The organism is Tropicimonas omnivorans, from assembly GCF_031846565.1.
Classification (GTDB): Bacteria; Pseudomonadota; Alphaproteobacteria; order Rhodobacterales; family Rhodobacteraceae; genus Tropicimonas_B; species Tropicimonas_B omnivorans.
The window spans coordinates 425,948-449,541 of the sequence record NZ_JAVRHL010000003.1 but is presented as its reverse complement, the minus strand read 5'-3'; the positions used below and the strand labels follow the sequence as shown (position 1 = coordinate 449,541).

The 23,594-nt window shown below is 66.9% G+C and carries 20 protein-coding genes and 1 pseudogene; 12 read left to right on the top strand and 9 right to left on the bottom strand.

Annotated elements, in window-relative coordinates:
- Positions 1–51: 51 nt before the first annotated feature.
- The 3 genes and pseudogenes from RM543_RS18980 to RM543_RS12695 all read right to left on the bottom strand — a co-directional run.
- Positions 52–216 (bottom strand): annotated as a pseudogene (locus RM543_RS18980) (relaxase/mobilization nuclease domain-containing protein); the annotation flags it as partial.
- A gap of 162 nt (positions 217–378) precedes the next feature.
- Complete coding sequence (locus RM543_RS12700; protein WP_311692206.1) at positions 379–657, bottom strand: hypothetical protein; 279 nt, start codon at positions 655–657, stop codon at positions 379–381.
- 1,069 nt (positions 658–1,726) lie between these two features.
- Positions 1,727–4,606 carry a bifunctional diguanylate cyclase/phosphodiesterase gene (locus RM543_RS12695; RefSeq protein ID WP_311692204.1) on the bottom strand — a complete coding sequence of 960 codons (2,880 nt, stop codon included), beginning with the start codon at positions 4,604–4,606 and terminating at the stop codon, positions 1,727–1,729.
- A 390-nt stretch (positions 4,607–4,996) separates the two neighbouring features.
- On the opposite strand from RM543_RS12695, the gene tig reads away from it, so the two are divergent.
- From tig to eno, 4 genes are all read left to right on the top strand, one after another.
- Complete coding sequence (gene tig, locus RM543_RS12690) at positions 4,997–6,328, top strand: trigger factor (RefSeq protein ID WP_311692202.1); 1,332 nt, start codon at positions 4,997–4,999, stop codon at positions 6,326–6,328.
- A 223-nt stretch (positions 6,329–6,551) separates the two neighbouring features.
- Positions 6,552–6,965: a Fur family transcriptional regulator gene (locus tag RM543_RS12685; protein WP_311692200.1), complete on the top strand. Its 414-nt coding sequence runs from the start codon at positions 6,552–6,554 to the stop codon at positions 6,963–6,965.
- Between the two features lie 88 nt (positions 6,966–7,053).
- Positions 7,054–7,965, top strand: coding sequence for a DMT family transporter (locus tag RM543_RS12680; protein ID WP_311692198.1), 912 nt, complete (start codon positions 7,054–7,056; stop codon positions 7,963–7,965).
- Between the two features lie 39 nt (positions 7,966–8,004).
- Positions 8,005–9,282, top strand: a complete 1,278-nt coding sequence (eno, locus tag RM543_RS12675; RefSeq protein WP_311692197.1) for a phosphopyruvate hydratase — start codon at positions 8,005–8,007, stop codon at positions 9,280–9,282.
- Positions 9,283–9,416: 134 nt separating this feature from the next.
- On the opposite strand, the gene RM543_RS12670 is transcribed toward eno, so the two are convergent.
- Entirely contained in the window at positions 9,417–9,899 is a 483-nt protein-coding gene (locus tag RM543_RS12670) for a PRC-barrel domain-containing protein (protein ID WP_311692195.1), read from the bottom strand.
- Between the two features lie 100 nt (positions 9,900–9,999).
- On the opposite strand from RM543_RS12670, the gene RM543_RS12665 reads away from it, so the two are divergent.
- Entirely contained in the window at positions 10,000–10,431 is a 432-nt protein-coding gene (locus tag RM543_RS12665) for a cupin domain-containing protein (protein ID WP_311692193.1), read from the top strand.
- Between the two features lie 15 nt (positions 10,432–10,446).
- Here RM543_RS12665 and RM543_RS12660 read toward each other — a convergent pair whose 3' ends face one another.
- Positions 10,447–11,556 carry an anhydro-N-acetylmuramic acid kinase gene (locus RM543_RS12660; protein ID WP_311692191.1) on the bottom strand — a complete coding sequence of 370 codons (1,110 nt, stop codon included), beginning with the start codon at positions 11,554–11,556 and terminating at the stop codon, positions 10,447–10,449.
- 63 nt (positions 11,557–11,619) lie between these two features.
- Here RM543_RS12660 and tyrS point away from each other — a divergent pair, with 63 nt between their 5' ends.
- Positions 11,620–12,876 (top strand): tyrosine--tRNA ligase, encoded by a 1,257-nt coding sequence (gene tyrS / locus RM543_RS12655; protein WP_311693352.1) that lies wholly within the window; start codon positions 11,620–11,622, stop codon positions 12,874–12,876.
- 22 nt (positions 12,877–12,898) lie between these two features.
- Here the strand turns inward: tyrS and RM543_RS12650 are convergent, their stop codons facing one another.
- Positions 12,899–13,168: an usg protein gene (locus tag RM543_RS12650; protein ID WP_311692189.1), complete on the bottom strand. Its 270-nt coding sequence runs from the start codon at positions 13,166–13,168 to the stop codon at positions 12,899–12,901.
- A gap of 202 nt (positions 13,169–13,370) precedes the next feature.
- On the opposite strand from RM543_RS12650, the gene gyrA reads away from it, so the two are divergent.
- The 6 genes from gyrA (at position 13,371) to RM543_RS12620 (ending at position 20,799) form a co-directional block, all read left to right on the top strand.
- Positions 13,371–16,202, top strand: coding sequence for a DNA gyrase subunit A (gene gyrA / locus RM543_RS12645; RefSeq protein ID WP_311692187.1), 2,832 nt, complete (start codon positions 13,371–13,373; stop codon positions 16,200–16,202).
- Between the two features lie 132 nt (positions 16,203–16,334).
- A complete protein-coding gene (locus tag RM543_RS12640; RefSeq protein WP_311692186.1) occupies positions 16,335–17,222 on the top strand; it encodes an ATPase in 888 nt (295 codons plus the stop codon).
- Between the two features lie 30 nt (positions 17,223–17,252).
- Complete coding sequence (locus tag RM543_RS12635) at positions 17,253–18,176, top strand: homoserine O-succinyltransferase (protein WP_311692185.1); 924 nt, start codon at positions 17,253–17,255, stop codon at positions 18,174–18,176.
- Entirely contained in the window at positions 18,173–19,156 is a 984-nt protein-coding gene (locus RM543_RS12630; RefSeq protein ID WP_311692184.1) for an alpha/beta fold hydrolase, read from the top strand. The genes RM543_RS12635 and RM543_RS12630 overlap by 4 nt, the downstream gene beginning before the upstream one ends.
- Positions 19,157–19,315: 159 nt before the next feature.
- Positions 19,316–20,182, top strand: a complete 867-nt coding sequence (gene ppk2, locus RM543_RS12625; protein WP_311692183.1) for a polyphosphate kinase 2 — start codon at positions 19,316–19,318, stop codon at positions 20,180–20,182.
- Positions 20,179–20,799: a TetR/AcrR family transcriptional regulator gene (locus RM543_RS12620; RefSeq protein ID WP_311692181.1), complete on the top strand. Its 621-nt coding sequence runs from the start codon at positions 20,179–20,181 to the stop codon at positions 20,797–20,799. Before ppk2 ends, RM543_RS12620 begins: the two co-directional genes overlap by 4 nt.
- Positions 20,800–20,823: 24 nt before the next feature.
- Here RM543_RS12620 and RM543_RS12615 read toward each other — a convergent pair whose 3' ends face one another.
- The 3 genes from RM543_RS12615 to RM543_RS12605 are packed head-to-tail and all read right to left on the bottom strand — an operon-like array spanning position 20,824 to position 23,593.
- Complete coding sequence (locus RM543_RS12615; RefSeq protein ID WP_311692178.1) at positions 20,824–21,924, bottom strand: ABC transporter ATP-binding protein; 1,101 nt, start codon at positions 21,922–21,924, stop codon at positions 20,824–20,826.
- Entirely contained in the window at positions 21,921–22,724 is an 804-nt protein-coding gene (locus tag RM543_RS12610; protein ID WP_311692175.1) for an ABC transporter permease, read from the bottom strand. Before RM543_RS12610 ends, RM543_RS12615 begins: the two co-directional genes overlap by 4 nt.
- Positions 22,721–23,593 carry an ABC transporter permease gene (locus RM543_RS12605; protein WP_311692172.1) on the bottom strand — a complete coding sequence of 291 codons (873 nt, stop codon included), beginning with the start codon at positions 23,591–23,593 and terminating at the stop codon, positions 22,721–22,723. Before RM543_RS12605 ends, RM543_RS12610 begins: the two co-directional genes overlap by 4 nt.
- Position 23,594 lies beyond the last annotated feature (1 nt).

The window sequence follows — 23,594 nt, the reverse complement described above, 5'->3', positions numbered from 1 at the left end:
TGTCCGGATGTCGCCGGTTTCAGGGCGCAGGCGGGATCCGTCAAACCCACGCAGGGCGGTGGCGGCATGGACGTGGTCGCAGGTGGCATCGATATGACGGGCTGCGACCCACGGAGTGCGCAGGGCATGCAGGCCCATCAGATCGAGCTGCGCGATGACAATCGCATGCCATGTTTCGCGACTGGCTCGCAGGCCCTCTGGCAGCGACAGTGTCATGTGCATCACTCCCGCGCCATCTGCCAGACGATCCAGGCGGTCGCGCAGGGTCATAGGATCCGCGCGCGGGATAGTGCCGCCGACGAACTCTGCACCTGCGCGGAGGTCATAAGCGGATAAGACGCGAACCGTTTGGTGGAAGGTGTTATGCGCGCGCATCGATCACCTCCTCTGAACCCTGCGGAGCTCCAGTGTGAGTCCGTCAAGGAGAAGCGCCAGTTGGTCGAGCTGTTTGGGAGCGACATCTTCTGAATTCAGCGTGACAGCGACCCGACCGATGAGCTCCGCAACCGCCCCTGTGCCGATTTCGGGTTCCAGAGCCCGTCTGCGGACAAACACAGCGCAGCTCTCCAATCCCGCCGACTGGCGCAGCGTTTCCAGCAGCGAGACTTCCTCCTGCGAGAAGCGTACCTTCACGAGCTTGTCTCGCCGCGCGGTCATGCCGGCCCCCCATCGGGGTGACCGTTAACCTAGGGGAACGTAGGGCGGGTGCGGGCGCAGATGATAGCTTGGTTGTCAGTCAACGTGGTTGTTCCTTTAGCGGTTATTCTGTCCGACATTGTAACTGCTGCAGGATTCCTCATCGCGCCCGACTGGCGGTTCGAGACCGTCTCACGTCGCTATTATGTGGATAACCGCGCTGGCCTGGTGGGCTGAGTGGCTGGTGAAGCGCCCGGCAATGTCGGCTGAGGTGACCTTGGCGGAAAATCCGTATTTTCCGCCAAAGGGGCTCACAGACCAGACTCGCCACGTCTAACATGTTTATCGGATCTCGATTGCCGCTTCGAGAGAGGGATAGAGAGAACCTAAGGGAGAGGGCCCTCGGGCGGACAATCGCGAGCCGAAGCTCGCAAAATGTCGAGCGTGATGCTCTGACCCTCGCTCTGCGGCAATCGCCTTGGGTCTGGAAAAAATCCGGGGGGCAGGATTGCCTTGCGGGGAGCGCGAGGAATGACCGGGGAGAAGGATAGAGGGGAGGGTTTCGCGTCTTGGCGGTTCGGCCTTGCGCGTCACAGGATCACCGGCGCGGACAGCTTGCCGCTGACCGTCGCGCCGCGCGACCTTGGTGATGACCGCCCTTCTCGTCGGGACGCTGCCGTGGCATCACCAGATGTGCCAGGGGGGCGGCCACTGATCGGTTCCTGCCGTACCGTCTCACCAGCCTTGACCAAGCCGAATTGAGAGATCGGGGCGGTCTGGCGCTGCGGAGCGCCGCAGGAAAACGTCATGATTGCGGGTGGTACGGCGTTAGCAGTTTCGCCATTCGTTTCTCGAACGTTCTGCCAAACTTCAACCCTGATTTCCTTGTTTTCATTGGGAAATCATCAGATTTAGGTTCTGGCGCCGCAAGGTGTGGGGGTTCGAGTCCCCCCGTCCGCACCAGCATCGCTTTGAGAAGAGGGCGATCATCGATATCCGGGGCACCGGGCCCCGACTGGCCCTCGGGGACAGTGCCCCTGCCCGCCCTGCGCTCCATCCGCCTCGGAGTGATCCCGGATCGGCCTCGCGGCTAGCCCACTCGCAGCGGCCGGTTTTCGGGACCCGCATAGCCCGACCGCACCGCCTCCGCGATCTCGCCCAGAAGGGCCGGCAGGCGATCCGCGGGCTCCGGTCTGGCGAAGAGAAAGCCTTGCAGCATGTCGCATCCGACGTCCTTCAGGGCATGGTACTGGTCAGGCGTCTCGACCCCTTCGGCCACGACGATCTTGCCGAGGTTGCGGCCCAGTCCGACGATCGCTTCGACGAGGACGCGGCTCTTGATGTCTCTCATGTCCTTGATGAAAACGCGGTCGATCTTCAGTTTCTCGCACGGCAGGTCCTTCAGATAGGACAGGGCGCTGTATCCCGTTCCGAAATCGTCGATGGCGACGTGGACGCCGCGGGCGCGCAGGCCGTCGAACAGCGCCTTCGCAGCCTCGCCGCCGGGTTCGAGAAGCAGGGTTTCGGTGATCTCCACCTCGAGGTTCGAGCCGCTGATGCCGTGGCGCTCCATCGCGGCGTCCAGCGTGGTCAGGACGTTGTCCTGCTGGGCGTCGATGGTGGAGACATTGACGCCCACCCTCACATCCAGCCCGGCATCGCGCCAGATCCGTATCTGCCGGCAGGCCTCGGTGATGACCCACGAGCTGAGCGCGTGAATGAGGCCGGTGGATTCGGCGACCGGGATGAACTCATGCGGCGGCAGGAGGCCGCGGCGCGGGTGCTTCCAGCGCACGAGCGCCTCCACCGTCGTGACACGTCCCTCGGCGACGTCGAGCTGCGGCTGGTAGGCCAGCACCAGCTCCCCCCGAGCGAGGGCGAGACGCAGATCGCTCTCGATCTCCCGGACGTTCCCGGTTTCCACCGTCATTGTATCATCGAACACCGCGCACGTTCCGCGGGCCGTGGCCTTCGCCCGGTAAAGCGCGATATCCGCACAATGCATCAGGGTCCGTTGGTCATGTCCGTGGTGAGGGAAGATCGCCGCTCCCATGCTGACGGACGGCGAGACCTCGGTCCCGTTCAGCACGAGCGGCATGGAGACCGCCTTGCGGATTCGGTCCGTCACCGCCTCGATCCGGCCCACGGGACCGGTATGGCGAACGATGGCGGCGAACTCGTCCGCGCCGAGACGGGCCAACGTCTCCCTCCCCTCCAGGGCGTTCTCGATCCGCTGGGCCAGAGTGTAGAGCAGGGTATCGCCGGCCTGTCGCCCGAATGTCTCGTTGATGTCCTTGAAGTGATCGACGTCGATCCGCAGCAAGATCATCTCCTTGCGGGAGCGCCGGATCTTCGCGGCGACGGCGGCGAAGCGGTCCACGAAGAGCGCGCGATTGGGCAGCCCGGTCAGTGGATCGTAGAACGCCAGCTTGCGGAACTTCTCCTTGCTTCGGCACAGGGCGGCCTCCGCCCGGACGCGGGCGAATTCCAGCAGCGCGACCCTCAGGACCTCGGCCGCCCGCAGATCACCCCCGGTCCAGGGGGCGCAGCGGCCGCCTGCGGCCTCGTCCCGGTGCTCGAAGCTGCGGGGAAAGACGACGCCCGTCTCGTCGCGGCCGAGCGTCCCGGAATCGTCCGTCCGGCCCCGCGGCGCCTGCACCTCGGAGCGGAAGAGCATGACAAAGCCGCCTGCCCACCCCCGGATGGGCAGGGCGATGACGCCGCCGATCCCTCGCTCCTTCGCCACGAGGCCGGGATGCGTCTCGGCGAGCGACGAGGTCGAGCTGAGCCGCTCGTGGCCTCCCCGCCTCTCCATATGGCGGGCGAGGCCCAGGCATTCGGCCTCCGTTGGCGTGTGGCCGCAGGTCCGGTAGCGGCCGCCTTCGGACAGCGCGAGGCCATCGATCTCGATCGCTTCGCCGATGGTCCGTCTCAGCTCCCCGAGATCGCCGGGATGCGCTTCGCCCGCCTCGACGAGGGCGATCACCCGGTCGTACTGTCCCCGGGCGCGGTCCGCCTGGGCCGTCTCGAGCGCCTCTTCTCGACGGCTGATCTCGGCACTCGCGAAGCGCGTCAGCATCTCGGCAGACAGCCGGACACGGAAATCCGGCCGGTGCGGCCGCGGGTGGTGGCAGATAATCATGCCCCAGGGAGCCTCGTCCCTGAGAAACGAGATGGACATGCTCGCCGCAACGCCCATGTCGCGCAGGGATCGAAGGCGCTCCGGGGCGACCGCCCGGTGCGCGGCCTGGGACAAATCAAGCGTCTCCGGTCCGCCGGACGCGATCGAGACGACGGGAACCGGTGGCATCTCGATATCGGCAAACATGCTCGGAAGGTAGCGCATGGTGCGCTCCCGCGCCTCCGGGAGGATGTCTCCGGCGGAAAAGCGGCGCCCGAGGAAGCTCGGCAGTTCGCCGCCGAGGGATTCACTGATGACCTCGCCGCCGCCCTCTCGCGCGAAGCGGTATACCATCACCCGGTCGAACCCCGTCAGCTCGCGCAGGAAGTGCGCCGAGAGGCTCCAGACCCGTTCGACCGTCTGGCTGGACCTGATCCTGTCGAGAAGAGGCTGGATCACGTCGGCATCGAAAGTCGGACGTTCGCGCGGCAAGGATTCGAACTCGATGATCGACCGGCCCTCGTTGCGATGTATCGCGATATCGAAGATGCGATCATCCCCGAACGGATGGATGCCGAAGATGCTGGACCTGTAGTAGGGTGGCGGCAGACCCTCGAAGCCCTGCTCCAGCCGCTCCACCGCTTCGGTGGTGAAGCATTCCGTCAGGGGTGTCCCCAGCAGGTCCCGGGCGTCGGTCCCCAGGACCGACAAGGTGTTGACCGAGGCGCTGAGCACCCTTCCGCCCCCGATCTCGACAAGGCAGCCGCCAGGCTGGATCGAAGCCGTCTGATTGATATTCCCGCCCGCCCAATCGGCGAGGGTCGCCCCGGTCTCGTCTGCATCCTTCATCGCTCCATGTTGCCCTTCAGGTTCGGAAGCGAACCCGGAGGTGGGGTCGCATCCCGGGACATTGGATCTTCTTAGTAAAGAATGGGTTAAGGAAGGGCGGGGACCGCCCGGCGGAATGCCCGGCCCCCGCCTTGCCCTTTCCAGGGATTCGCTCCATGCAGACCCGTCCGGGCAAGCCGGACCGCAGGACCACGTCTGCGGATGGACGCCCGACGGGCGCGGCATCCGACCGGCTCCCGAGCGGGATCGGGGTCCGGCAGCCAGGGCCGGCCGGCCATTGTGCTTGCGCGGACACGGACGCGCCCCTAGAAGGGCGCCCAATTTCACGAACACGCGCCGCGCCCCAATTGCGCGGCCCCCGCAACGACAGCAAACGAAGGACGCTCCCCCATGCAGGTCACCGAGACCACAAACGAGGGCCTGAAGCGCGGCTACAAGATCACCATCCCGGCTTCCGAGCTGAACGAGAAGGTGGACGAGAAGCTGGTCGAGGCGCAGCCCCAGATCGAGATGAAGGGCTTCCGCAAGGGCAAGGTGCCGCTCGCGCTTCTCAAGAAACAGTACGGCGACCGTCTGCTCGGCGAAGCGATGCAGGAAACCGTCGACGGCGCGATGTCGAAGCATTTCGAGGACAGCGGCGACCGCCCGGCCATGCAGCCCGAGGTCAAGATGACCACCGGCGAGCAGTGGAAGCCCGGCGACGACGTCGAGGTCGAGATGCAGTACGAGGCCCTGCCGGAGATCCCCGAGCCGGACCTGTCCTCCATCTCGCTCGAGAAACTGGTCGTGAAGGCCGATGACGAGGCCATCGACGAAGCGCTCCAGGGCCTTGCCGCGCAAGCCAAGAGCTTCGACGACAAGGACGGCGCAGCCGAGGACGGTGACCAGGTGGTCATCGACTTCATCGGCCGCGTCGACGGCGAGGCCTTCGAGGGTGGCACCGCGGACGACTTCCCGCTCACGCTGGGATCCGGCCAGTTCATTCCCGGCTTCGAAGAGAAGCTCGTGGGCGTCAAGGCCGGCGACAAGCGCGATGTCGAGGTGACCTTCCCCGCCGAGTACGGCGCGGAGCACCTCGCCGGCAAGGACGCGGTCTTCGAGACCACGGTCAAGGCCGTGAAGGCGCCCTCCGACGCCAAGATCGACGACGAGCTGGCCACCAAGTTCGGCGCCGAGGACCTCGAGGCGCTGAAGGGTCAGGTCCGCGAGAAGCTGGAAGCCGAGTATGCCTCCGCCGCCCGCGCGGTCATGAAGCGCCGCCTGCTCGACGCGCTCGACGATAAGGTCTCCTTCGACCTGCCGCCGTCGCTGGTACAGGCCGAGGCCGACCAGATCGCCCACCAGCTCCACCACGAGGAGCACCCCGAAGAGCAGGGCCACGATCACGGCAAGATCGAGCCCACCGACGAGCACAAGACGCTCGCCGAGCGCCGCGTCCGTCTGGGCCTCCTCCTCGCCGAACTCGGCCGCAAGCAGGAGATCGAGGTCTCCGACGCCGAGATGACGCAAGCGGTCATGACGCAGGCTCGCCAGTATCCGGGCCAGGAACGTCAGTTCTTCGAGTTCATCCAGCAGAACCAGCAGGCCCAGCAGCAGCTCCGCGCGCCGATCTTCGAGGACAAGGTCGTCGACTACATCTTCGAGCATGCGACGGTCGAGGAAAAGACGTCCGACAAGGACGAGCTGAAAGCCGCAGTGGACGCCCTCGACGACGAGGAGTGATGCCCACGGGGTCCGCCCCGGTGCGAGATCAGGAATGGGCCGTCCCGGAAGGGGCGGCCCTTTTCGCTTGTAGAGGGCCCCGATCCGAGGGGGCTTCAAGGCACGCCGGCCCCTCTCCTCCGGGCAAACGCCCCGGTCTTTCCCCCGGCCCCACGCCTTCCCCCTGACCGCCCGATCCTGTAGTCCCTCGGCCTCACGAATGGACGAGCCGGGCGGGAGACCGATGGCGGGCAGCATCTTTCAGCGGATCGGGGCAAGCGGCCTGCGGCTGACCGGTCCGCGTCGCGTCATCGCCGAGATCCTGAGCACGGCCTCGGACCATCCCGACGTGGAGGAGCTGCACGCCCGGGCCACACGGCGCGATCCGAAGATTTCGCTCGCCACCGTCTATCGTACCGTGAAGCTCTTCGAGGAGGTCGGCATCCTTGAGCGTGTCGAGCTCGGCGACGGACGCGCGCGTTACGAGGATGCCGAGCGGGACCATCACGACCACCTCATCGACCTCGCCACGGGCGAGGTGATCGAATTCGTCGATCCCGAAATCGAAGCCCTCCAGGAAAAGATCGCGAAGCGCCTCGGATATCGGCTCGAAGGGCACCGCCTCAAGCTCTACGGCACGCGAATCGACAAAGGCTAGCACTTCGCGGCCCCTCGCCCCGCCCGCTTCCCCTTGCACCTCCGGGCCGGACCCGCCACGGGGGGGACCGCAAGAAGGAGCCGGATCGATGGACAATATCAGGGGAATGCTGCTGATGATCGCCGCCATGGCGGGCTTCGCCATGGAGGACATGTTCATCAAGGCCGCGTCGGGCTACCTGCCGACGGGACAGATCCTCGTCATCCTCGGCTTCTGCGGCATGTGCGTCTTCGGGGCGGCGGCAAAGGCGTCGGGCGCCTCGGTTTTCTCGCGCCACTTCCTGCATCCCGCGGTCATCGTCCGGAATGTCGCCGAGGCGGTGGCGGCGCTGTCGTTCATCTCCGCCATCACCCTGTCGGACCTCTCCGTCGCCTCGGCGATCCTGCAGGCGGTGCCTCTCGTCGTGACGCTCGGGGCGGCCCTCGTGCTCGGCGCGGATGTCGGCTGGCGGCGGTGGACGGCGATCACGGTCGGCCTCGCGGGCGTTCTGATGATCGTGCGCCCCGGCGCGGCCGGGTTCGAGCCTGTCTCGCTGCTCGCCGTGGTGGCGGTGTTCGCCCTCGCCGCGCGGGACATCGCCACGCGCCGGGTACCGCCGGGGGTGCCGTCTCTCGTCCTGTCGAGCTACGGCTTCGGCGCCGCGATGCCGGCGGGTCTCTTTCTCATCGCGCTGTCCGGCGGTGTCTGGGAGCCGATGGACGGCGGCGATGCCCTTCGGCTCGCGGCGGCGCTTCTGTTCGGCACGAGCGGCTACTACGCCCTCGTCGGAGCGTCCCGCATCGGGGACATCGCCTTCATCGCACCGTTCCGCTACGCACGTCTGCTCTTCGCGCTCATCGTCGGCGCGGCGGTCTTCGGTGAGCGGCCGGATGTCTGGACGCTTCTCGGCGCCGCGATCATCATCGCCTCCGGCCTCTACACCCTGGCGCGGGAACGGCTGAAAGCGGTGCGCCCGCCCGGCGGAGAAAGCCCCCTTTCGCCGCCACGCCGCCGCCGCTAATCATCGGATAACGAAAAGTTGCCCCCGGGAGCCGACACCATGAGCACCATCATCGACATCCACGCCCGCGAGATCCTCGACAGCCGGGGGAACCCCACGGTCGAGGTCGACGTGACGCTGGAGGACGGAACGCTGGGCCGGGCCGCCGTGCCGTCCGGCGCATCCACCGGTGCCTACGAAGCCGTCGAGCGCCGGGATGGCGATGCCGCCCGCTACAAGGGCAAGGGCGTCCTCGATGCGGTGGCCTCGGTGAACGGCGAGATCGCGGAAGCACTCGTCGGCTTCGAGGCGATCGAGCAGGTCGCGATCGACACCGCGATGATCGAAATGGACGGAACGGACAACAAGGGCCGTCTCGGCGCCAACGCGATCCTCGGCGTCTCCCTCGCCGTGGCGCGGGCGGCGGCGGACTATACCGGGCAGCCGCTCTTCCGCTATGTCGGCGGCACCTCGGCGCGCACCCTGCCCGTTCCCATGATGAACATCATCAACGGCGGCGAACACGCGGACAACCCGATCGACATCCAGGAATTCATGATCATGCCGGTCTCGGCCACCTCCATCGCCGAGGCGGTCCGCATGGGGTCGGAGGTGTTCCACACCCTGAAGAAGGAGCTGGGCGCGCAGGGCCTGTCCACCGGGATCGGCGACGAGGGCGGCTTCGCGCCGGACCTGTCTTCCACCCGCGAAGCCCTGGACGTGATCCTGCGCTCGATCGAGAAGGCCGGATACACGCCCGGAGAGGACATCTATCTCGCCCTCGACTGCGCCGCGACGGAATATTTCAAGGACGGACGCTATGCCTTCTCGGGCGAGGACAAGGTTCTCTCGGCGGACGAGAACGTCGCCTATCTCGAGGCACTGGTGCGCGATTACCCGATCATCTCCATCGAGGACGGCTGCTCCGAGGATGACTGGGATGGCTGGAAGGCGCTGACCCAGGCGCTCGGCGACAAGGTCCAGCTGGTCGGCGACGACCTCTTCGTCACCAATCCCGAGCGCCTGGCCGAAGGCATCGCCCGCGGCGCCGGCAACTCGCTTCTGGTCAAGGTCAACCAGATCGGCACGCTGACGGAGACGCTCGCCGCCGTGGACATGGCCCACCGTGCGCGGATGACCTGTGTGATGTCCCACCGCTCCGGCGAGACCGAGGACACGACCATCGCCGATCTCGCCGTCGCCACCAATTGCGGGCAGATCAAGACCGGGTCCCTGTCGCGCTCCGACCGGCTGGCGAAGTACAACCAGCTGATCCGGATCGAGGAGATGCTGGGAGAAAGCGCCGTCTACGCCGGCCGCTCGATTCTCCGCGACTGAAGACGGCGGGCCGGGCGGGGCGATTGCGGCTCCGCTTAGGCCAGTCGCGCCGAAGCTCGCATCGCGCACGAAAAAAGGGCCCACCGGATCGGCGGGCCCTTCTTCATTTGTCAGGTCTCAAGCTTGGGGCCTGATCAGTTCCACCAGCCTTCGTCGACACCTTCGAGCTCTTCGAGCTGCTCTTCGGAGTACTGCGTCACGTAGGCGTACTCGGCATCATCCACGGGAACGAGGCGCACGTTGTCGACGGGGATGAAGACGTGCTTGTCACCGATGTCTAGGAAGCCGCCGATTTCGGCCACGATGCCGACCATCTGACCGCTCGTGTCGAGAACGACGTCCTCGATCTCGCCGATGTCGTTCCAGTTGTCGCCGACGCCGTCATACATCGTGTCGGACGTCCACTCGTTGTCGCCCATGCCGTCGTTCAGCGAATAGATGTCGCCACCGGTGATGTCCCGGGTACGGATCAGGTTCGCGTAGTCCATGTCACCGGCGGTCACGGCGGTCGTCTCGGCCGCCATGGTGTCGTCGGCCATCGGCTCCGCGGCGTCCTGGGCAAAGGCTGCCGGGGCTGCCACGGTGAGGGCGAGTGCGGATGCGATCATCAGTTTCATTGGGATGCTCCCTTTGTTCGTTCAATTGCGCTACCAACAGGCTCGGTGGAGCGAAGGTTCCAACTACGTGACGGAAATCAAACGGGAACGAGGATGAGAGATGCAGACAGCCGAGGAGATCATCGCGGGGCTGTCCCTCGAGCCGCATCCCGAGGGCGGCCATTACCGGCAGAGCTGGGTGTCGTGGGGCGCCGCGGGAGAACGGCCGTCCGGTACGGCGATCTACTACCTTCTCGCCGCGGGAGAAGTGAGCCGGTGGCACCGCGTCGATGCCGACGAGATCTGGCATTTCTACGCCGGCGATCCGCTCGTCCTGGCGCTGTCACGGACGGATGAGGGACCGGCGACGCCCATGACGCTGGGCCCGGATCTCGTCGCCGGACAGCGCCCGCAGATCATCGTGCCAAGTGGCTGGTGGCAGGCGGCCCGGAGCTCGGGAGCATGGACGCTGGTCGGCTGTACCGTCTCGCCGGGCTTCCGCTTCGAGGGGTTCGAGATGGCCCCCGAGGGCTTCGACATTCCGCTCGGCTGACGGCGGCGGCCGGGCTCACCCCGCCGGCCGAGCCACCTGTCCCCCGCCCACCGCGGCGCGCACGCCGGTGGTGCCGGGAAAACTCGTCGGCAGACCGCGCAGGACACGGACGGCGAGATGGCCGAACGCCTGTGCCTCCAGCATGTCCCCATCCAGCCCGGCCGCCTCGACCGCCTCGACCCGGACGTCTTCGAGACCGCCGGCGATCATCTCCATCAGGGCCGGGTTCAACCGCCCCCCGCCGGTGACGAGAAGGCGCGTGACGGGAGCCGGGAAATGCTCCGCCCCGCGCAGGACCGCAAGCGCGGCGGCGGCGGTGAGGGTGGCGGCGGCATCGGCGTCCGAGAGCCTCTCCACCGCGCGGACAAGGCCGGGGAAATCGTTCCGGTCGAGCGATTTGGGCGGCATCCGGAAGAAATAGGGGTGGCTGAGGAAGTCGGACAGGATCGCCTCGTCGGGCTCCCCGCGGGTGGCGAGCGCGCCCCCCTCGTCGAACGGTCGGCCGAGGCGGTTGCGCATCAGATCGTCCACCGGCGCGTTTGCGGGTCCGGTGTCGAAGGCGAGGACAGCGCCCGGCTCCTCCACCGCGCCGATGCGGGGATCGATCCAGGTGAGGTTTCCGACGCCGCCGAGATTGAGGAACGCCACCGGCTCTTCCGCGCCGACATGGACCGCGAGCGCGTGGTGAAAGGCGGGGGCGAGCGGCGCGCCCTGCCCGCCCAGCTGCACGTCGTTGCTGCGGAAATCCCAGACCACCGGGACGCGCTGCGGCAGGACCTCGGCAAGGACGTTGCCGTCCCCTGCCTGGTGCGTCCCCCGGCCGCCCGGATCGTGCGCCAGGGTCTGGCCGTGGAAGCCCACGGCGTCGAACGGTCCGAGGCCCGAGAGCACTTCCGCATGGGCGGTCTCGACGATCTCGGCCGCTGCCTCCACGCCCTCCTCGCCGGGCCAGCGGCCGAGCGCGGCGCGCAGCGTGTCGCGCTCCTGCGGCGAATAGGGCCGATATGCGCTCGGGCCGAAGCCCGTGATCGACAGACCGTCGGTCTCGACGATGGCGGCGTCGACCCCATCGAGCGAAGTCCCCGACATGGTTCCGGCCACACGCATGGCCCCGTGCCTCGACATCGGCTTTCCCTCTCCGCTGGCCCCCGGTAAGGAGGCGCGGACACGACAATGGACCGGGCCGCCATGACCTACCACCCGAAATCCGACTTTCTGACCGCGCTGATCGAGCGCGGCTACCTCGCGGACTGCACCGACCTGCAGGCCCTGGACGACCGCCTGGTCTCCGGTGATCCGGTCCCGGCCTATATCGGCTACGACGCGACGGCGGCGTCGCTCCATGTCGGGCACCTTCTGAACATCATGCTTCTGCGTCTTCTGCAGAAGACGGGGCACAAGCCGATCACGCTGATGGGCGGCGGCACGACGAAGGTGGGCGATCCCTCCTTCCGCAGCGATGAGCGCCCCCTGCTCGGGCCCGATCAGATCGCGGCCAACATCGAGGGCATGGGCGCCGTCTTCTCGCGCTACCTCGACTACTCGGACACGCCCTCGGGCGCGCTCATGCTCGACAACGCGGAGTGGCTGGACGGGCTGAACTACCTCGACTTCCTGCGCGATATCGGGCGGTACTTCTCCGTCAACCGGATGCTGTCCTTCGAAAGCGTGAAATCGCGGCTGGACCGGGAGCAATCCCTCTCCTTCCTCGAATTCAACTACATGATCCTGCAGGCCTACGATTTCCTCGAGCTGAACCGTCGCTACGGCTGCGTTCTGCAGATGGGCGGATCGGACCAGTGGGGCAACATCGTCAACGGGATCGACCTCACCCGCCGCGTGGCGGACCAGCAGATCTTCGGCCTGACGACGCCGCTCCTGACGACGTCCGACGGGCGGAAGATGGGAAAGAGCGCCGGCGGGGCGACCTGGCTCAATTCTGAAATGTTGAGCCCCTACGAGTTCTGGCAGTTCTGGCGCAACACCACCGACGCCGATGTCGGCCGCTTCCTCAAGCTCTACACCGATCTTCCGGTCGAGGAATGCGAGCGGCTGGGTGCGCTCGGCGGCTCGGAGATCAACGATGCCAAGATCGTCCTGGCGGACGAGGTGACGGCGCTCCTGCACGGCGCCGAGGCGGCGCGCGCGGCGCAGGAGACGGCGCGGGAGGTCTTCGAGAAGGGCGGCGCTGGCGCCGACCTGCCAACGCTGGCGCTGGCGCAGGACGAGCTGTCCGAGGGTATCTCCGTCGCCCAGCTCTTCGTGCGCTCCGGCCTCGCGAAGTCCGGCAAGGATGCGCGGCGCCTGATCACCGAGGGCGGAGCGAAGATGAACGACGAGCCCCTCACCGATCCCGGCCTGATGCTGGACGCGGCGGCCCTCGCCGATCCGGTCAAGCTGAGCGCGGGCCGGAAGCGCCACGCCCTAGTGATGGTCGCCCTCTGACCGGACGCCGGGCCGCCCGCCGCTAATGCAGCGTGAATTCCCCGGTGACGTTTCGCCATTCGCCGGGGGAGACCTGCTTGCGGTGGGTGAAGCGCACGGAGTGCAGCGGCCCCTCGATCTCGTCCTTCCAGAAATCGATGAAGGCGAGCAATCGCGGATGGTCCGGCGCAAGGTCATAGCCCTGCCAGATGAAGGTGTTCAGGACGTTCCGGTAATCCGGCATCCGGTAGAACATCTCCGCCGTCGTCAGTCCGTATCCCCTGAGCATGAGTTCGGTATCGCTGGCGTTCATCAGGTGTCCTCCCCATCCCTCTATCGCGAGCCCCTGCTGGCAGCTTGCCACAGCTCCGAAACAGGTCAACGAAAACAACATGTTATCCAACGGCCGCGGCGGCTGCCAATTACGACGCCCGCATTACGTTGCACTCGATATGGCGTATGGGATAGAATGCCTCAACAATATCTAGAGAAGCGCTCGGCGCACAGGCAATCTGATGAGCGACACGCCCGAACCCCCTGATTCCGAAGAGGAAATCCCGCAGACGCCGGGTCCCTCCGGGCCGACGATCTCCATCGCCGACGAGATGCGCACGTCGTATCTCGACTACGCGATGTCCGTCATCGTCAGCCGGGCCATTCCGGATCTGCGTGACGGGCTCAAACCGGTCCACCGCCGCATCCTCTACGCGATGCACGAGACCGGCAACACGCACGACAAGGCCTACCGCAAGTCCGCCCGCCCCGTGGGCGACACGATGGGGCGCTACCACCCCCACGGCGACGGCGCGATCTACGACGCGCTGGTGCGGATGGCGCAGGACTTCTCGATGTCCCTGCCGCTCCTGGACGGTCAGGGCAACTTCGGCTCCATGGACGGCGACAGCGCCGCGGCCATGCGCTACACCGAGGTCCGCATGGACCGCCCGGCGCAGGCCCTTCTCGCGGATATCGAGAAGGAAACGGTCGACTTCCAGGACAATTACGACGGCAAGGACAAGGAGCCGGTCGTCCTGCCGGCGCGCTTCCCGAACATGCTCGTCAACGGCGCGGGCGGCATCGCCGTCGGCATGGCGACGAACATTCCGCCGCACAATCTCGGCGAGGTGGTGGACGCGACGCTGGCGCTGATCGAGGATCCGGACCTCACCTCGGAGCAGCTGATCGAGTACATCCCCGGCCCGGACTTCCCCACCGGCGCGATCATGCTCGGCCGCTCCGGCGCGCGCAAAGCCTATCTCGAAGGCCGCGGCTCCGTGATCCTGCGGGCCAGGACCCGCGTCGAGGAGATCCGCAAGGACCGATACGCCATCGTCCTCGACGAGATCCCCTACCAGGTGAACAAGGCGTCGATGATCGAGAAGATCGCCGAGCTCGTCCGCGACAAGAAGCTCGAAGGCATCTCCGGCATCCAGGATGAGAGCGACCGCGTGGGCGTCCGCGTCGTCATCGAGCTGAAGCGGGACGCGACGGCCGAGGTCGTGCTGAACCAGCTGTTCCGCTTCACTCCGATGCAGACCTCTTTTGGCTGCAACATGCTGGCGCTGAACGGGGGCCGTCCTGAACAGCTCACGCTGCGCGGCTTCCTGACCGCCTTCGTCGACTTCCGTGAGGATGTCGTCGCCCGCCGGACGGCGTTCGAGCTGCGCAAGGCGCGCGAGCGGAGCCACATCCTGTGCGGTCTCGCCGTCGCCGTCTCGAACGTGGACGAGGTGGTGGCCACGATCCGCGCCTCCGCCGATGCCGCCGAGGCGCGCGAAAAGCTGATGACCCGCCGCTGGCCGGCCGCCGACATCGCCGATTACATCCGCCTGATCGACGATCCGTCCCACACGATGAACGACGACGGGACCTACAACCTCTCCGAGACGCAGGCCCGCGCGATCCTCGAGCTGCGCCTCCAGCGGCTGACCCAGATCGGCGTCAAGGAAGTGACGGACGAGCTCGAGGAGCTGGCCGCGAAGATCAAGGACTACCTCGAGATCCTCGGCTCCCGCGAGCGGATCATGTCGATCATCTCCAGCGAGCTGCGCGAGGTGCGGGAGCAGTTCGCCGTGCCGCGGCGGACCGAGATCGTCGACTGGTCCGGCGACATGGACGACGAGGACCTGATCGAGCGGGAGGACATGGTCGTCACCGTGACCCAGTCCGGCTACATCAAGCGCACCCCCCTCGCCGAGTACCGCTCCCAGAAGCGCGGCGGCAAGGGCCTCTCGGCGATGTCCACCAAGGACGACGATGTCGTCACGACGCTCTTCGTCGCCAACACCCATACGCCGCTGCTCGTCTTCTCCACCGGCGGGATGGTCTACAAGCTGAAGACCTGGCGCCTTCCGCAGGGCGGCCGCTCGGCCCGCGGCCGGGACATCCGCAACGTGATCGACGGCATGGCGCCGGGCACCTCGGTGGCCGCGATCATGCCGGTCGACCGTGACGAGGCGGACTGGGGCGATCTCCAGATCGTCTTCGCGACGACGGGGGGCGATGTCCGCCGCAACGCGCTCAGCGACTTCACCAACGTCATGCGCAACGGCAAGATCGCGATGAAGCTGCCCGACGATGTGGAGCTGGTGAATGCCCGCATCGCGTCCGAAGACGACGACGTGATGCTCATCAGCCATCTGGGCCGCGCCATCCGTTTCCGCACGACGGACGTTCGGATCTTCAAGGGTCGCGACTCCACCGGCGTGCGCGGCATCCGTCTCGCCGAGGGGGACCGCGTCGTCTCCATGTCCGTCATCCGCCACTTCGAGGCCGATGCGACCGAGCGCGTCGCCTATCTCAAGCAGCGCCGCGCCGTGGCGGGCCTGACCGACGAGGCCTCCGAGACCGACGACGAGGAGGACGGCGTCGAGGCCGGCAGCCTCAGCACCGAGCGCTACGCCGAGATGAGCGCCTACGAGGACCTGATCCTGACGATCACCGCACGCGGCCTCGGCAAGGTCTCCTCCTCGCATGACTACCCGGTGCGCGGGCGTGGCGGCATGGGCGTCGCCGCGATCGACAAGGCGATGCGGGGGGGCGCCCTCGTCGCCTCCTTCCCGGTACAGGGGGATGACCAGATCATGCTCGCGACGTCGCGCGGACAGTCCATCCGCACCTCCGTCACCGGCATCCCGTTCCGCTCCAGAAGCGCAGGCGGCGTGAAGGTCTTCGACACGGCTCCCGGCGAAGAGGTCGTGACCGTGGCCTACATCGCCGAGCAGAGCGGGGAGGCCGAGATCGTCGAGGACGTCGCCGACGAGCTGAGTGACGGCGGCCCCGAGGCGGGGACGGACGACACCTCCGGCACCCCGGACGGCGGCACGGAGAGCGGCACAGAGGACTGAGACGAACACAGCGCCGGGCCAGAGGGTCCGGCGCTCTTCGGTTCGGCTCCGGGCACGTCTCCCGGACCCCATGCCGCGCCCGTCGCACTCCGCCTCTGGCCCCCGGCCGAATCCCCGGCTACGAAGGCCGCGATGACCATGCGCCCCCTTCTCTACCCCGACGCGCCGAGCTGGCGCGCAGCCCCGGAAAAGTCCGTGCTGCTCTTCGCGATGTCCGGCCTCGGCAAGACCCACCTGTCGAAGATGCTGCGCGGCTCCGGGACGTGGTTTCACTACTCCATCGATTACCGCATCGGCACCCGGTACATGGGCGAGCTCATCGCCGACGATTTCAAGCGCGCCGCGATGCGGGTGCCGTTCCTGCGGGAGCTGCTTCTGAGCGATTCCATCTACATCGGCTCCAACATCACCTTCGACAACCTGACCCCGGTCTCGACCTATCTCGGCAAGCCGGGCGATCCGTCGAGGGGCGGCCTGCCGATCGCGGAGTATCGCAAGCGCCAGGAGGAGTTCCGCCGCTCCGAGGTCGCCAGTCTCCTGGACACCTCGCATTTCATCGACCGGGCCCGCGGAATCTACGGCTATCCCAACTTCATCTGCGACAGCGGCGGCTCGATCTGCGAATGGGTGGACCCCGAAGACCCGGCCGATCCGGTCCTGACCGCGCTGTCGGACTGCACGCTGATGATCTGGATCGAAGGCTCCGAGGCCCACCGGCAGAAGCTCGTCCGCCGCTTCGACCGGGCGCCCAAGCCGATGTCCTACCAGCCCGAATTCCTCGAGGCGTGCTGGACGGACTACCTCGCCGAGACGGGTCAGCCCGAGGACGAGGTCGATCCCGATGCTTTCGTGCGCTGGACCTATGCCAAGGCCCTCGCCCATCGCCAGCCGCGATATGCCGCAATCGCGCGCAACTGGGGTATTTCCGTCACCGCCGAGGAGGCCGCCGCCGTCACCGACGCCGCGTCCTTCGAGGACCTCGTGGCGCGCGCCCTTGAGCGGCGCTCCTCCCCCGCATAGATCGCCGGTCCCACCACCAGGTAAGCCCCCATGCCCATAACGCTGCCAGAAGACCTTCCAGCCTATTCCATCCTCGACCGCGAGGGCGTGATGGTGATGGGGTCAAATCGGGCCGCGCGGCAGGAGATCCGGCCCCTCCGGATCGGCCTTCTCAACCTCATGCCGAAGAAGATCCAGACGGAGACGCAGTTCGCGCGCCTGATCGGCGCGACGCCGATCCAGATCGATTTCTCCCTCATCCGCATGAGCGAGCACGAGACCCGGAACACCGCCGCCGAGCACATGGAGGCCTTCTACCGGCCCTTCAGGGACGTGAAGGAGGAGCGGTTCGACGGGCTCGTCATCACCGGCGCACCTATCGAGCATCTGCCCTTCGCTGACGTCACCTACTGGGACGAGCTGCGCGAGGTCTTCGAGTGGACGCAGAGCCACGTCCATTCCACCTTCGGCGTCTGCTGGGGCGGGATGGCGATGATCAACCACTTCCATGGCATCGCCAAGCACCTGCTGGAGGACAAGGCCTTCGGCTGTTTCCGCCACCGCAACCTCGATTCCGCAAACCCCCTCCTGCGCGGGTTCTCGGACGATTGCATCGTGCCCGTCTCCCGCTGGACGGAGATGCGCCGGGCGGAGATCGAAAGCGTGCCGGGCCTCTCGGTGCTGCTCGACAGCGAGGAGGTCGGCCCCTGCCTCGTCGAGGATCCGGGACGCCGCGCCTATTACATCTTCAACCATTTCGAATACGACAGCACCACGCTCAAGGAGGAATACGACCGGGACGCCGCCTCCGGCAACGCTGTCGCCTTGCCGTTCGACTACTTCCCCCGGAACGACCCCGCCGAGGCGCCGCTCAATCGCTGGCGGAGCCACGCGCATCTGCTCTACGGCAACTGGATCAACCAGATCTACCAGACCACGCCGTTCGATCTGGCAGAGATCGGAGCCGTGGAATGAAGCGCCGGGCGGCTCTGGGATTCGTTGGCCTCGGGCTTGCACTCGCGGCCTGCGCCGTGCCGAAGGGCCCCCCGAGGGACGATGTTCCGGGAAGCCGCGTCGCCCTCATCGGCAAGGCCGCGCTCGATTATCCGCCGACCGGGCAGCTTCTCCAGATCGGCAATACCACCGTTCACGCCCATGTGGAGGGAACAGGGCCGGATCTCATCCTGATCCACGGCGCCTCCGGCAACACGCGGGACTTCACCTTTTCCCTCGTCGGCAAGCTGAAGGACCGCTACCGCGTCATCGCGTTCGATCGCCCGGGCCTTGGACATACCGAGCCGATCGCGGCCGATGGCGGCTCGCCGGCGGAGCAGGCGCGCCTTCTCGACGTCGCGGCGGAGCGGCTCGGGGTGAAGTCGGCCATCGTTCTGGGACAATCCTACGGAGGCGCGGTCGCAATGGCCTGGGCGCTGGAGCGGCCGGAGCGCGTGGCGGGGCTCGTCATCGTCTCCGGCGCGACCATGCCGTGGGAAGGCGGCCTCGGCCCGCAATACGCGCTCCTGTCGGGGAAGTTCGGCGGCGCCGTCATCGCGCCTCTTGCCAGCACCATCGCGATCCCGCCGGTGGAGCGGCGGGCGCTGAATTCCGTCTTTGCCCCGCAGGATCCGCCGGAGGGCTACCGCGAGTATCTCGGCATCCCGCTGTCGCTCCGCCCGCATTCGGTTCGCGCAAATGCACGGCAGATCTTCGAGCTGAAGGGCGCATTGCTCGACATGGCGCCGGATTACCCCGGCATCGAGGTCCCCGCCGAACTCATCCATGGCACAGCGGACAAGATCGTCCCCATCGACGTTCATTCGCGCCGCCTCGTGAAAGTCCTGCCGGACGCGAACCTCACCGAACTCCCCGGCATCGGCCACATGCCCCACCACGTCGCGGAAGGTCAGGTGTTGGCGGCAATCGACAGGGTGGCCGCGAGAGCCTGGCCGAGGTAGCGGGCCCGCGTCTGCCGAGCAGCCTGCCCACAGGTCCGACGCAGCTTTGCGCGACGGGGTCCGGCGGTCCGGAGGGACGACGTCGCAAGGCACCCCCCTTCCCTCCATCCCTCCGAGCGTCCATCATGTCCAACTTCAATTGAGCGCGGGAGACCTGTGATGACACTTCCCTTCGACGGGGCGATCTCGGAGTATGCGACGTCCGGGGCGCCGAAGGATGTGCGCAAGGCGCTCGAGGACGGTGGGAAGACGATCCTGGAGCTGCCCTATCCGTACGACGATCGCATGGACAAGGACGAGTACGAGGATCAGCTCGAGGCGCTCCAGCGAGAGCTCGTGCAGCTTCAGGCCTGGATCAAGGCGTCCGGCCGCCGGGTCGCGGTGGTCTTCGAGGGACGCGATGCGGCCGGCAAGGGCGGGACGATCAAGCGGGTCCGGGAGAACCTGAACCCCCGCGTGGCCCGTCTCGTCGCCCTGCCGACCCCGACGGAGCGCGAGCAGTCCCAGTGGTACTTCCAAAGGTACGTCGCCCACCTGCCCGCCGGCGGCGAGCTCGTCCTGTTCGATCGCTCCTGGTACAATCGCGGCGTCGTCGAGCAGGTGTTCGATTTCTGCACGACCGCGCAGCGGGACGCCTTCTTCCGCCAGCTCCCCGCGTTCGAAAGCACGCTGGTCGATGACGGGATCATCCTCGTGAAGCTGTGGCTCAATGTCGGGCGGGCGGAGCAGCTCAACCGGATGCTCCGGCGCGAAAACGATCCGCTCAAGCAATGGAAGCTGTCGTCGATCGACGTGGAGGGGCTGAAGAAGTGGGACGCCTATTCCGAAGCGATCCGGGACACCTTCTCACGCTCCCATACCGGCATCGCCCCCTGGACCGTAATCCTGTCCGACGACAAGCGCCGCGCCCGGCTCGAGGCGATCCGCGCGATCCTGCGCGCTGTCCCCTACGAGGGCCGTGATGCCGCGCTGATCGGCGAGGCTGATCCCGAGATATGCGGCGGTCCGGAGATCTGGCGCGGATGACCGGCAAACGTGGCTATCACCACGGCAACCTGCGTCAGGCGCTGGTGGATGCCGCCCTGTCCCTGATCGAGACGAAGGGGCCGGAGGGCTTCACCCTGTCAGAAGCGGCCAAGACGGCGGGGGTGACGCCCGCCGCGGTCTACCGGCATTTCGAGGGCAAGGACGACCTGATCGCTGAGGCCGCGCTGCAGGGCTTCGAGATCTTCGCTGACCTCATGGAATACGCCTTCGACACCGGGGGCCCGTCCGCCCTCTCCCGCTTCGAGGCGACGGGCCGCGCCTACCTCGCCTTCGCGCGTAAGCATCCGGGGCATTACCAGGCGATGTTCGAAAGCGGTGTGAACGTGAACCGCACCTCCGCGCTCGCCGGCGCCGCCGCCCGATCCCGCTCCGTCGTGGAAAAGGCCGCCGAGCGCCTGTCCGATGCCATTCCGGAAGCGAAGCGCCCGCCCCCCTCGATGGTCTCGGCGCATATCTGGGCGATGTCTCACGGCGTCGTCGAACTTTACGCCCGCGGCAATGCAGGCACCCGCGGGCCGTTCGAGCCGGAAGAGCTCCTGGAGGCCGGCGTGGGCATCTACCTGCGCGGACTGGGGCTCATCCCGCCGGATCGGTGAGGGGCGGACGGCTGACGCGCCCGGCTACGCCGCCTCTTCGCCGAACCAGACGATGGAGCGAGCATCCCATGACACGCGGGTGCGCGCGCCGCGTTCGAGGACTTCGCGGCCGATCAGGTTCTTCATGGAGATCGTGAGCGGGCGATCGGTGCCGTCGAGGATCACGTCGTAATAGGTCATGTCGCCGTAATAGGTGACCTCCGCCACCACACCCTCCGCGACGCTTCGGTCGGTCTGCTCACCGGCGAAGAGAACGGACATGGTCTCGGGCCGGATCCCGGCCCAGCCCGTGCCGATCCGCGCCCCCGAAGGGGCCTGCTCCGGCTCGATCCGGGCGCGCCCAATGCCGTCCACCCGGACCTCGACGCCGGCCGGCCCCTTCTCCTTCACCTCGCCGGGCAGCACGTTCATCACGCCGATGAAGCGGGCGACATCGAGGGTGCGGGGGCGGCGGTAGAGTTCCTGGGGCGGGGCGAGCTGCGCGATCCGGCCGCCGAACATCACGGCGATCCGGTCCGACATGATCAGCGCCTCCTCCTGGTCATGGGTGACGAGGATGAAGGTGATGCCGACCTGGCGCTGAAGCCGGCGGAGCTCGGACTGCATCTGTTCGCGGAGCTTGCGGTCCAGCGCCGAGAGCGGCTCGTCGAGGAGCAGCACGGTCGGCTCCAGGATGAGCGCGCGGGCCAGCGCCACACGCTGCCTCTGACCGCCCGAGAGCGCATGGGCGGCGCGGGCGCCGTAGCCGCCGAGGCCGACCATGCCCAGTGCCTCTTCCACCTTGGCCGCCTTCTCCGACTTGCCGAGCTTCGAGCGGCGCAGGCCGAAGGCGACGTTCTGCGCGACGGTCAGGTGCGGAAAGACGGCGTAGGACTGGAAGACCATGTTGGTCGGACGCTTGTTGGCCGGAACCCCCGCCATGTCGCGCCCGGAGATGAGGCAGACGCCGTCCGTCACCCCCTCGAATCCCGCAATGATCCGCAGAAGCGTTGTCTTGCCGCAGCCCGAGGGGCCGAGGAGCGTCAGGAACTCGCCTTCCGCGATGTCGAGATCGATGCCCTTCAGGACATCCACCTCGCCGTAGCTCTTGTGGACCCCGTCCAGCTTGATGATCGGTCCGGTCACAGGAACCCTCCGGTATCGCGGACCCCGGCCCGCGCGAGGCCCCGACGGCGGAAGATCTCCGCGACGGTCAGGAGCACGATGGACAGCGCGACGAGGATGGTCCCGAGCGCCATGATGATCGGCAGTGAATTTGGGAAGCGCAACTGCGCCCAGATGTAGACGGGCATCGTCGGCTCCGCTCCGGTGAGGAAGAAGGCGATGATGAACTCGTCGAGCGAGATGGTGAAGGAGATGAGCAGCGAGGACACGATGCCCGGCATCACGAGCGGCAGCGTCACGAGGCGGAACGTGTTCCACGGCGTCTCGCCGAGATCCACGGCCGCCTCCTCCAGCGACGCATCGAGGTTGTCGAAGGCCGAGTTCAGGATCGCGATGGCAAACGGCATGCAGATCAGCGTGTGCCCGAGAACCACGGTCCAGAGCGACAGTCTCATCGAGAAGATGTTGGCGATCACCACGAGGAGCGACACGCCGACGATGATCTCCGGCAGGACGAGCGGCACCATGATGAAACCCAGAATGCCGGTCTTGAACGGGAAACGGTAGCGCGCATTGGCGCGGGCGGCGCAGATGCCGAGCAGCGTGGCCAGTATCGCGGAGGTGGCGGCGATCAGGAGCGAGTTGATCACCGCGTCATGGAGCGCCGGCGTCGTCGCGAGCCCGGCGAACCATTTCCACGTGAACCCCTGGAGCGGGAAGGCGATGACCGTCCCGTCGTTGAAGGCGAAGAGCGGCAGGAGCGCGATGGGCGCATAGAGGAAGATCAGGTAGCCGATCGCGTAGAGCTTCAGCCCCCTCATCTCGGTGCCCTCACCAGACGGCCGATGCCGAGAGAGACGACGAGCGCGACCACCGTCACCGTCAGCATCGCGAGGACCGCCAGCGCCGAGCCGAGCGGCGCGTTCGAGAGCTGCAGGAACTGCACCTGGATCATGTTCGCGATCATCGTCCCGTTCGGTCCGCCGACGAGGCGGGGCGTCACGTAATCCCCCACCGTCGGAATGAAGACGATGAGGATCGCGGCGATCACACCCGGCGCCGCAAGCGGAAGCGTCACCCGCAGGAAGGTCATCGCCGTGCTCTCTCCGAGGTCGCGGGACGCCTCGAGGAGCGAGCGGTCGATCTTCTCCAGCGAGACGAAGATCGGCAGGATCGCAAAGGGCGCGAAGGCATGGGCGAGCGTGATCACGACCGAATTGGCGTTGTAGAGCAGGAACGTCATCGGCTCATCGATCACACCGAGGCCCATCAGCGCGCTGTTCAGGACGCCGCCGTAGCCGAGGATCACCTTCCAGAGAAAGACCCGGATCAGGTAGCTCGTCCAGAACGGGATGGTGATCAGGAAGATCCAGAGGGATTTCTTGTGCGGCGGGACGTGGAAGCTGACAAAATAGGCGATGGGGAAGGCCAGCAGCACCGTCGCGATCGTCGTCGCGCCGGCGATCTTCACCGAGCGCCAGAGGAGCTGCCGATAGAGCGGGTCCGTCAGCGCCTCGCGGTAGTTGGCCAGCGTGAAGCTGCGGTCGATGGTCTGGAATTCCTGCGACCAGAAGGACAGCACCAGCACCGCCCCGAGGGGCACGGCCAGAAGGAAGAATGCGTATAGCAGCGGCGGGGCCACGGTTGCGTAGCCCTTCGTCGTCTCGCTTCTCGACTGCCAGAATGCCACC